This window comes from Accumulibacter sp., from assembly GCF_036625195.1.
In the GTDB taxonomy this organism is placed as follows: domain Bacteria; phylum Pseudomonadota; class Gammaproteobacteria; order Burkholderiales; family Rhodocyclaceae; genus Accumulibacter.
This window is the reverse complement of sequence record NZ_JAZKUG010000001.1, coordinates 4,682,734-4,692,445: the sequence shown is the minus strand read 5'-3', so window position 1 is coordinate 4,692,445 and position 9,712 is coordinate 4,682,734. Positions and strand designations below refer to the sequence as shown.

5 protein-coding genes are annotated in these 9,712 nt (G+C 59.2%); all 5 read right to left on the bottom strand.

Translation table 11 applies throughout. The annotated features are described in order from the left end of the window. Positions 1-47: 47 nt before the first annotated feature. Positions 48-3,032, bottom strand: coding sequence for a sulfotransferase family 2 domain-containing protein (locus V5B60_RS20550; RefSeq protein WP_332349773.1), 2,985 nt, complete (start codon positions 3,030-3,032; stop codon positions 48-50). Next, a complete protein-coding gene (locus V5B60_RS20545; RefSeq protein ID WP_332349771.1) occupies positions 3,017-7,468 on the bottom strand; it encodes an FkbM family methyltransferase in 4,452 nt (1,483 codons plus the stop codon). Before V5B60_RS20545 ends, V5B60_RS20550 begins: the two co-directional genes overlap by 16 nt. Before the next feature lie 3 nt (positions 7,469-7,471). Beyond that, complete coding sequence (locus V5B60_RS20540) at positions 7,472-8,158, bottom strand: FkbM family methyltransferase (protein ID WP_332349769.1); 687 nt, start codon at positions 8,156-8,158, stop codon at positions 7,472-7,474. A gap of 22 nt (positions 8,159-8,180) precedes the next feature. Beyond that, a complete protein-coding gene (locus V5B60_RS20535) occupies positions 8,181-8,867 on the bottom strand; it encodes a class I SAM-dependent methyltransferase (RefSeq protein WP_332349767.1) in 687 nt (228 codons plus the stop codon). Between the two features lie 67 nt (positions 8,868-8,934). After that, entirely contained in the window at positions 8,935-9,663 is a 729-nt protein-coding gene (locus V5B60_RS20530; RefSeq protein ID WP_332349765.1) for a class I SAM-dependent methyltransferase, read from the bottom strand. Positions 9,664-9,712: the final 49 nt, after the last annotated feature.

The window sequence follows — 9,712 nt, the reverse complement described above, 5'->3', positions numbered from 1 at the left end:
ATTGAAGACAATGTCGGCGCAATATGCGTCGGAGACGTTACGGTGAATCACTCCAGGCGACAGGTATCAGCCGGGAGGTAGGCGGAGGAGACATCCTGACCGGAGTAGTCGAGCCACTCCGCGAAATCAAGCGCCCCGGCTTGCGGCGGGAATTCGCCATCCTTGCTATTTCGAGCGGTCGATGGCTTGGTGGCGCCGATCAGGAAGTCCTTGCTCCCCATCGCGCCAACGTAGGTATTGTTGTGCGAATAGAAGGCCTTCCAGAAGCGGCCCGCGTCGAAAGATTCGTCAGGTAGATGGAGCAGTGTCGGCCGGAGACGCGAACTGATGATGGTGTTGGCGACCAGTCGCAGTCGCTCGGTATGCCATTCCTCCCGTTGACCGGAATCTGGATCGAGCCAGACCCGGACTTCCCGGTCATCCCGCACACCCACTTGGGCCAGATCATTGTCGGCGATGACATTCTCCTGAAGGGTGACATCGGATACGTGGGTCAAGACGATGCCGGAGCCGAACGCCCATCGCCACTCATGTATGGTCGGCTCCTGGCGATTGCCAATCACCTGACAGCGCCGGACAAGGAAGGGGCCAGATCCAGCCTCCAAGTGCAAGCCGCGGAAGTTGCCATAGAATAAGCTGTCTTCGATGCAAATGTCGCGGTTGTTCAAATCGATCCAGCCCCCGGTTGCAAGGTTTCGGACGGACTGGTGACGACGCACCGTCACGCCCACAGATTGTGAGATCTTGAACCCGCAAGGCCAACCACGATACAGTCCTGCGGCAGCCCCCCGCCAGTTATTCAGGTTGGTTTGACAATCCTCAAGAAGAAGGTTGCAGCATCTCACTGCGCTCAGTCCGATGCATCCATTGCGGATGAACCGGGACCGGCGGATAACCACGTTGGAATTGCGGGTCCCACCCAAGTAGAGGCCTTTGTTGTTGTTTTCGCTGAAGACGCAGTTCTCGATGAGCACGTCATCGCAGTTTTCAAGCTGCAGGGGCGCACAGCGTGGCGCAGCGTGAAAGGATGCGTCGTGCTTGAATACCAGGCCTTTGATCACGACGTTCGAGGCATTATTGATTCGCAGTGCTACGGAACGGGTCGCTACCTCGACCAAGGCCGAGCATGGGTCAACGCCCACGGGCGGAGCGAGAAGAACCCGGGCTTGCCGCTCATCCACATAGAAGGAGCCGGGCCCCAAGTCCCCATGGTGGAGTGCTTGGCGGAGCAATACGCCGTCTACCAGAAGAATCTCTCTGCGCAACATCAGCTCGGGCGTTTCCAGGTAGGGGTCTCCGCAAGCCGATGGCGCTGAAGCGAGCCCGAGGCGATAGGGCCAAGGCGCTGACCAAAACTTGCCCTCTGGGCGCCATCCGCCTAGAGGATCGGAGCCGGAGAAAACTGCCGTGCCACTACTCTCCGCCTCGATGACGACGACAGCCGATGTTTTGTCGCGGCAGGCGAATGACACGCTTGAACGATAAATTCCGGCCGCCAAGACGAGTCGGGCCGACTTGCCTTCGGCTTGAGCTGCGAAGGCCGCAGCCAGCTTCTCCTCGAAATCTCTGGGCTGCTCCGACGAGACGGGGAGAGTCAAATCGAAGGGACCTTCAGAGCTTGCCGCCGCGCGCGCGATCGGAAAATCGGGACCGGCGGGTGGGGCGGTCGGCTGATCGGCAGCTTGCTGCCGACGATCCATGCTGCTCATTGCGCTCCTTCTGCTGGGCGAGTCTTCCACGTTTACTGAGAAAGCCTGCGACAGGTCAAGACCGAAGCACCGATTGTAGAGCTCAAAGTCCCGGGCAAACCGCTTGGCCACCAACAGTCTGAGTTCAGGGGTGAAGAGTCTATTGGCGGTTGGGAAGTGGGGAAGTTCGGCCAGCTCGGCGGGCAGGATGTTGTGGAAAGGCTTGTTGCCCAGTGAGCCGCTATAGTCCGTGGTATTGACGGCTCTCAATTCACCGAAATTCCAGCCGCGGCGCTCACCAAGAGTCCTGATGACGTCGCCCATGTTCTCAAAATTTCCGATGAAGTGGAAATTTGAAAGATCGCGGCTGAAGAAGGTGCATTGTGGTCGCCAATGATAGTTGAGGTCAATATCGTCGGTATCGGCTATGTAATGGATAAATTCGTCGAAGGTGACTGACCGTGCGAAATCCGGAGCAGTCTGCTTCTTGTGGTAGACATGGAGGATCACTTCGCGTACGCCATCCGTCGCAGCCGGGGCGTGGCGCATGGGCTGAACGAAAAGATTGGCGAAGGCGCTGGCGAGACGTTCAAATGGATCGCGTAGAACGGTAAAGGCGAAATATCGTGGATCCTCGAGATGCGTGACCTCAGCCAGATGAAATCCGGAGTTGGGCTGGCGTGTGAAGACATGCGCATCTTGATGAGATGCGCGAAAAGTCTCGGCTGATGAGCTATTCAGAACCATCGCGGTTTTCAGGAAAGTGCACGCATTCTTGGGTATCCAGCAATAAATGGTACCGTCACGATGGTCTGCCAGATAGGCGCTTTCGATCCAGCCTGCGAAAGCGTCTGCGGCTTTCTGCTGATTTCCGAGGTGCTGCCAGACATTGCCGAGCTCCAGGTATACTTCTTCGCCGTAGGCGTGCCCGCCGGCCGCTTCGCGCAATTGAATGGCGGTTTGATACGCCGCGCATGCCTCGTGGTGGCGGCGCAGCCAGCGCAGGACCCGGGCTCTGGCCAGTGCCAAGGAGAGGGATGGACAACCCGCCAGATCCAGTGCCGTATTGTAGGCAGCAAGGCTCTCTTCAAGAGAACCTTGATCCTTCAGTGCATCCCCAAGACTCTGGTAAGCACTGGCAGAGGCTGAATGCAGGCGAATGATTCGATGCAGCGTATCGACCGCTTCTGAGAGAAAGCCATATTTTGCGAGCGCACGCGCGAAACGCAGCGGGTTAGCTGAGGAGGAGTGCGATGGCGCGACGGTGCGGCGCAAGTCACTGAGGTTTTTCACCAACAAGCCGGAACGGGCGAGGGAGGATGCGACGCCTAGGACAGCAGCCAAGCCAAGTCTTCCGCTGACTTCGCCGAGTCCATCCCCAAGCGGTAGGCGGTCTGAAGGGCATTTTCCATGTACATGTTCAGCGGGCGCTTCTGACTCAACGACAGATAGAGGCCGAGTGCCGTCTGGTAATCGCCCTCCCGGTACAGGCGGTTGGCCGTCTTCAGGCTGACGCCGTGATCACCGAGGCGGCGGACGACACTGTACACCGTTTCCGAGATCGCCAGAGCGTCGATGGTCAGATCGGCGGTGCCGCCACCTTCGAGTTCGAGCACTTCCAACTGGACGCGGAAGGCTGCGTGCGGCCGGGCGAACTGCTTGCGCAGCGTAATCGTCCGTGGCTGTCCGGGCAGCAGCCTTGTCCTCTGGTGGGCGGCCTCGAACGCCGTGTCGCCATGGCGTGCAAGTGAGCACTGTACCGTCATTGCGCGGTTCGACATGAGGGTGAACCGCGCTGCGTATGTCGCTCCGGCGGTTGCCTGGGGCCGCTCAAGGATGGCGTGCCACTGCCGCTGGGCCGCATCGGAATGGGTGTAGCGCCATTGGTTGGCTGCCGTCTGTCGGAAGAAGCGTCCGGGGACGATGCGCAGAAGACGATGCGGCGAGCCGGTCTGGGCTCCATGGGGAACCGCCGGACTTGCTTCTGGCTGTCCGGAGACAGCGATCGTCGTCTTCGCCGCCTCGCCGGAGCCGACCTTCAGTACCTTGCGCACGGCTGCGATGAGGCTCTGATCATCGATCGGATCACGGAAAGCCAGCAGGTTGCCCCAGCCCTTGGCTTCCGCCAACTCGCAGGGATAACGGGTGAGTCGATTCCAGTCGTGCCGAATGCCATAACGGACGATCGGGTGCCACTCGCTGACATAGACGGAGTACCCTTTGTCAAGCAGAAAGCGCGCCAGATCGTGGAAGGTGTAACCCAGCGGCACGGTCTTGGTATCTTCAAACTCGCATTCGATCACGGCGGGTCTCGTCCGCGCCCACGGGAAACCCTCCAGGACAAACAGGTCGTGCCCCTCGGTATCTATCTTCAGGAAGTCGACGGCGGGCAGTTCCTGGTCCTCGAAGTACTCGCCCAGAGTCGTTGTGTCGACCCGCTGCGCTTCGACGTGGCTTTCATGAAAGGCCGACAAGCCGCTGATGCCACTGCTCTGTTCCGAACGGTAGAAAGAGACGCCCTTTTGCGACCGGTTGCTGACGCAGCGAGTATCGAGGGTCAGCAGCCCCTTGTTCGCGCTGGTCGAGAGGCGCTCAAGCAGTTTGCGACGGTTCTCCTCGTCTGGCTCGAAGGCGAAGATGCGCCACCCCTTCTTGAGAAAAGGTGCATGTGCCCATCCGTGGTGGGCGCCCACGTCGATCATCAGTCGCCCGTGCAATACGGTTGAGAATAGTTCGGCAATACAGTCCGTCTCGTCGTAGTGAGCCAACTGGCGGCGCTCGAACGGACCGACCACCGGCGCAACAGCTGAATGTCCGGTAGCGAGCGTGCTCTGGATGAACTTGCGAAATTCCTGTTGCACGCCGCTTTTCGACATCCTTGCCCGTACGTGGTTGCGTCCCTTCGTTCCCAACTCCCGTCGTTTTTCCGGGTGATTCAATAGTACTTCGACGGCCGCTCTCAGTTCGGCAGGGTCTTGCCGTACCACGAGCTGAGCACAACCCGCCTGCTCGAGGTAGCGGATCGTTGCCGCCTCCAAGGGGCCGTATGCCAAAACGGGCGTGCCAGAGGCGAGACATTCGGGCAGCTTGTTGGCGAGCGAGAGGCCAATATACGAGAGGCTCTTGGCGTCGAAGTTGTAGGCGATCAGCAATGCATCCGCCTCGCAAAGGCAGCGCCGGTAGGCGCTCACCTCGACCAGATTCGTCACCACGACTGCCGGCAGCTGTCCGATGTCGCTCTCGGCCTTCGCCCGACACCAGTCCATGGTGTGGACTTCGAAACGCACGGGGTAATCTGCGCTCAGTTCGGAGACCACGTTGGCGACGTCGCGGACGCTCGAGTAGGTCATGTCATCTGCCAGTGCGCCCATGTATCGAATCACGAAGGGCGCCGCTGCCGCAACTGGCGGTCGAGATTGCGGGTCCCTGGACGGGAATTCGGACGGATCAGCACCGTTGGCCAAGGGCAGCCAGTCGCCGCCGTACCGCTGATGGTATGCATCAGACATCGCCTGGCAGATGCTCAGACGCAGGCTCGCGCTGTCGAGCAAACTGCGCAATGCTTGGTCGAGACGCAAGAACCTAGCCGGGTCCGTCAGGCGCAGACGTTCTGGCCAGTCGTCCATCATGTGAACGACCAATGGCCGAGGGAACTCACGGCGCACGCGGTCCACGGCGTCAAACAGAAGCTCCGACTCGATCGGTCGGAAATAGATCACTTCCGGATCAAAGAGCCGGATCGCCGCAATCACCTCTTCCAGCGATGGCTGGGCAGCCTGACTTTCTGCGATCGACTGCCCAAGACGAATCAGGCGCAGGCTGGAACTCCGACCACCCGTTTCCCATATCTGCAGGAATCGCGACTCCGGCCAGTCGCCGAGAAAAGTCTGCTTCAGTTGTCCGGTTGCCGAACAGTGACCGACTGGCGTGCTGTCGACCATGAGGAGCCTTGGCCCCGGCTCCGCCGTTTCGTCTCCCGACGATGGCCGCGCAGGCTGCTGCATGGCCAGTTCAGTGCCAAGATCGGCCCGTCTGAAGAGTTCCAGACGTCCGCCGACGGTGCAGTTGACGATTTCCCGACCATCCTTTTCGTAGGCCGCTTTCGCGACGACGTACATCTTCTCCATGTTCGCGGTATCGGCCGCCTGCCAGTCCTTGCCCTTGAAGTAGCGTGGGTCAAAATGGTTCTCGTCGTCTTCGGTCTGGCTGATGAGTGTGCCCTCACCGATCCCTTTGGGCTGGACGTAGGAATGATCAAATCCGATCAGTATGACCTTGCGGTAACCGATGGCATAGGCCAGCTGCAGGTTGAAGAAGCTCACCGTCGAGCGCCACGAAGCATCCTCGACGAAATCGAGGCCGAAGTCCGGCTTGACGGTCGCGTTGACGAAGAAAGTGTCATCCGATTCGTTGAAGTGGTTCCCGAGCCAGAACGGGACAACCTTTTTCGTCGGCAAAGAATTGAAGTCGATGGCGCCCTGCCGGGCGACCAGATCGTTCACCACTGTCAGGATGGTCGCCGAACGTCGGAGATCGGAACTGAGAACCGCAAAATTGGAGATGATCGTATCGACGCTGGCCAGCAGCGAGAGGTCGCTTCTGCGCAGGCTTGGTCCATTGCCAACAATGACACAAATGTCGCCGCGCCGCTCACGTCGGAAGCGTGCCAGCGCATCGGCAGAGCGTCTCAACTGCCTTTCATGCCAGTCACGCAGGAAATAGCGGTCGAAATTATCCGGGACATGGTAGGCGCGATAAGCCAAACCGTCGCTCGTCGTTGCATCGAATATGTTCCAGGCGACTCGTTCGCGAGCCTTCGGGTCGGCAGCAGACTCGCTGACGATCTCGAGGTCGGACTGCTGGAAATAGATGCGCTTCTTCTCAGGGTGGTTGCGTTGCAGATAACGCCAGGTCTCGACCATCTCCGGTGCGTCGGCAGTCGACAGCCGGCGCAGCATCTCCTGTGACACGACTTCATCGATCACGCGCCGAATCGCCGTCGACTTGGCCTCTGGATCGATGCTGGCGGCGTGGTTCACCACACCATCCTGGCTGGAGCAGAGATAGTCGGCAAAGCGATCGAGCCATTTCCAGTGCACGTAGCCAAAATAGCGGTCACAGACCTTGCAGTGCTCGCGCAGGCTCAGGTCGCGTCGGGAGCTGGTCTTCATGCCACCCCACCAACGGTGATGAGCCAGGACTCGCGGCAGGTAACGCCACTTGTACCCCTTCGCGGCCATGCGTACCCACAGCTCGTAGTCCATGCAGTACTCGAATTCCTCCGATGGCCCGCCGATTGCCTCGAATACGCGACGGCGCCAGAAGACTCCCGGCTGGACAATCCCGACCTGATACTCGAAGGAGGCTAGCAGTTTCTCCGACGCCTGGTTGACGAAGCCCTTGCGGAGGAACTTGCCGTCGGCGTCAACGAAGTTGACGTCGCCATAGACGATGTCTACATCGGGGTTTTCTTCAAAGCTTTCGATCACGGAAGCGAGGACGAGGTTGTCGGGGAAAAGGTCGTCCGAGTTGAGCCAGCAGAGAATGTCGCCCGTTGACCGCGAAAAGCCCTTGCCGATGCCGTCAGACTGGCCTCGATCGGGCTCGGCGATGACGGTGACACCGGATGCGCTCAGCGCAATCCCGGTACTGCCATCGGTTGAGCCGGGGTCAACGACGATGTGTTCGAAGTCTGCGCGTACCTGGCATTGCACCGAGGCGAGGTTGGCGGGTAGAAACTGCGCCTGGTTGAAGGATGGGGTAATGATCGATACTTTCATGGGTCAAAAGCCACTCTGCCACAGTTCGGGACGAAACGGTTTGATGTGCATCGGACGCAGGTTCTGGTTGGAATCCTTGAGGCGACGATTGACGAAAACGACATCCGCCTGCCACAGGCAGTCCTGGTAATAACAAAGATCGCAGATGTCCCAGAGATCAAAACCCGCTTCGTGGAGCACGATCGCTCGCTCCATGAATTTGTCCACGGTCATTTCAATGACGACAGCTGCTGTCTGAGAGAGCACCGCCGCAGCTCCGCGCAGAATCGCACTCGGGACGTCCGGTCCTTCGACATCGATCTTGAGCAGCAGCGCGCCAGGGCGAGGATGGTCGCGGAAGTAGCCGTCGAGGGTCAGAGTCCGGACCGTGCGTGAGGACGCCGTCGGCGCGCGTACGATGTAACTATGGGAGATTTCGTCGCCACGCGTCTTCTTCTCGGTGTGCAGGGTGAGTTCGCCATCGAAGTCGGAAACCGCGGCTTCAACCAGTGTGTGCGATATGTTGCAATAGTTCTTGCGAATGAAAGGGTAGTACTCCTCAACTGGCTCGAAGAGCACATGCGGCAGGTTCGGAAAAACGGCCATGAGGGCCGGGGTGGAGTGTTGAACGCCCACGTCGACCACGGTCGTCAGGCCGATGCCCAAACCCTTCAGTGTCGTCAGACTGTCCAGAATCTTTGCCGCGCGCATCAGCTTTGCCCTCGCGAAATTCCTACGCTGTAACCAGGTAACCGACCCAGCCGCGGTCAATCTTCAGCATCTCGAGACTGCTGGCCCCGAACTCGCGCAAGACAGCTTCCATGCCCTTGTTCGAGAAATGGGTGCAATGTGCGTGCGGATATTCGAGCGGATGGCCTGGCCGTGAGCTGTCGTCGTGCAGGTGTCGCCACCAAGCACGATTGAAGAACGGCACCGACAGGTAGACGCTTGCCCCAGCCAGTCTTGCCGCGCGCAACATATCCTGAATCAGGGCTCGTGGCTGGTGAATATGTTCCAGGACGCTGATACAGGTCAGAACGGAGAACTCTGCAGTCTGCTCCGGCTGCCAGAGGCCGCAGCGCAGGTCAAGCCCGTACTGCTCGCGACCGTAGGCACAGGCTTCGGCATCGAGGTCGTAACCGATACCCGGGATGCCACGCCGCTGGGCCGCCAGCAATAGCGAGCCAATGCCACAGCCAATATCCACTATCGGTCCGTTTGCCTGGCGTGAACTGAATTCGTCAAGCAGCGTGGCAGACCAGGCCAGGTTACGTTCGAGGACCTGTTGGTGCCATTGAACCTGTGTTGGCGGGTTGACCATCGGCCGGGAAAATGGACTGCTGAAGGACTCGCACTCCATGCAGTAATAGAGATCAACGCTGCCGCCGACCTTGATCGGGAGCCTTTTCACCCACGCCATGTGCGGCGAAGCGCAAACGGGGCACGCTGCCGGCATGGGGATGGCGGTAGATGTCGTCGCCATCGCATCAGGCCAGTGGTCTGAGGGCGACGCTGAGCATGGTCGCGAATTGCGAAACATAGGGAGCGCCGTTCTTCAGCGGGTCACCATCGGCCAGCGCGTTATAAATCATGTAGCGCACCTTTGGCTGCTCGATGAACGTCGTGTAGTTGCCATCGAACTCCCAGCGGTCGTAGTAGGGCGGCGGTACTTCGAGCCTGGCCTGCTTGCTGAAGTAATGCCACTTGGCCGCGCGGTCGCTGCGCGGATAGATGTCGATCGAGTGAGCGGAACGGCCTCCCGGGCGCAGTATCCGCTTGATCTCCGAAACGACAGTCGGCATCGTGCGATCGTCAAGATGTTCGAGTACGGAAATCGAAAAGACAAGATCAAAAAAGTCGTCGGAAATGGCCTGGTTGCCGTCCCCGAGCAGACCGTCGATGTACGTGGCGCCGAGTTGGCGACGTTCCTCGACGGCGGAGAGGAAGCGGGTTTCATCCTTGCCTACGCCGAGATAGTTGTTGGATTTGTCGATATACCAGTATTCCACGCCAATCTTCGACATCTGGTTGGCGAAGAACGTGTCGTAGCCGCAACCCACTTCGAGGATTCTTTTCGCGCCGGTCGAGCGAATCAGGTCATAGATGAAAAGAGTGCCATATTCCTTCAAAGACCAGTCTCTGGGGTAAGCAAACTGAAACTGCGGGAACTTGCGCTTCAGTTCCAAGTAGTGCGCGTAATAGCCGAGTTGGTACATACGGGGAAGACCTCATTGAATGGTTCGTTCAAGGTTTCGGGAAAGCCAG

Bases quoted from the DNA above. Each gene is read 5' to 3' on its own strand.
- V5B60_RS20545 (WP_332349771.1), bottom strand. From the start codon at position 7,468: ATGAAAGTATCGATCATTACCCCATCCTTCAACCAGGCGCAGTTTCTA.
- V5B60_RS20540 (WP_332349769.1), bottom strand. From the start codon at position 8,158: ATGCGCGCGGCAAAGATTCTGGACAGTCTGACGACACTGAAGGGTTTG.
- V5B60_RS20535 (WP_332349767.1), bottom strand. From the start codon at position 8,867: ATGGCGTGGGTGAAAAGGCTCCCGATCAAGGTCGGCGGCAGCGTTGAT.
- V5B60_RS20530 (WP_332349765.1), bottom strand. From the start codon at position 9,663: ATGTACCAACTCGGCTATTACGCGCACTACTTGGAACTGAAGCGCAAG.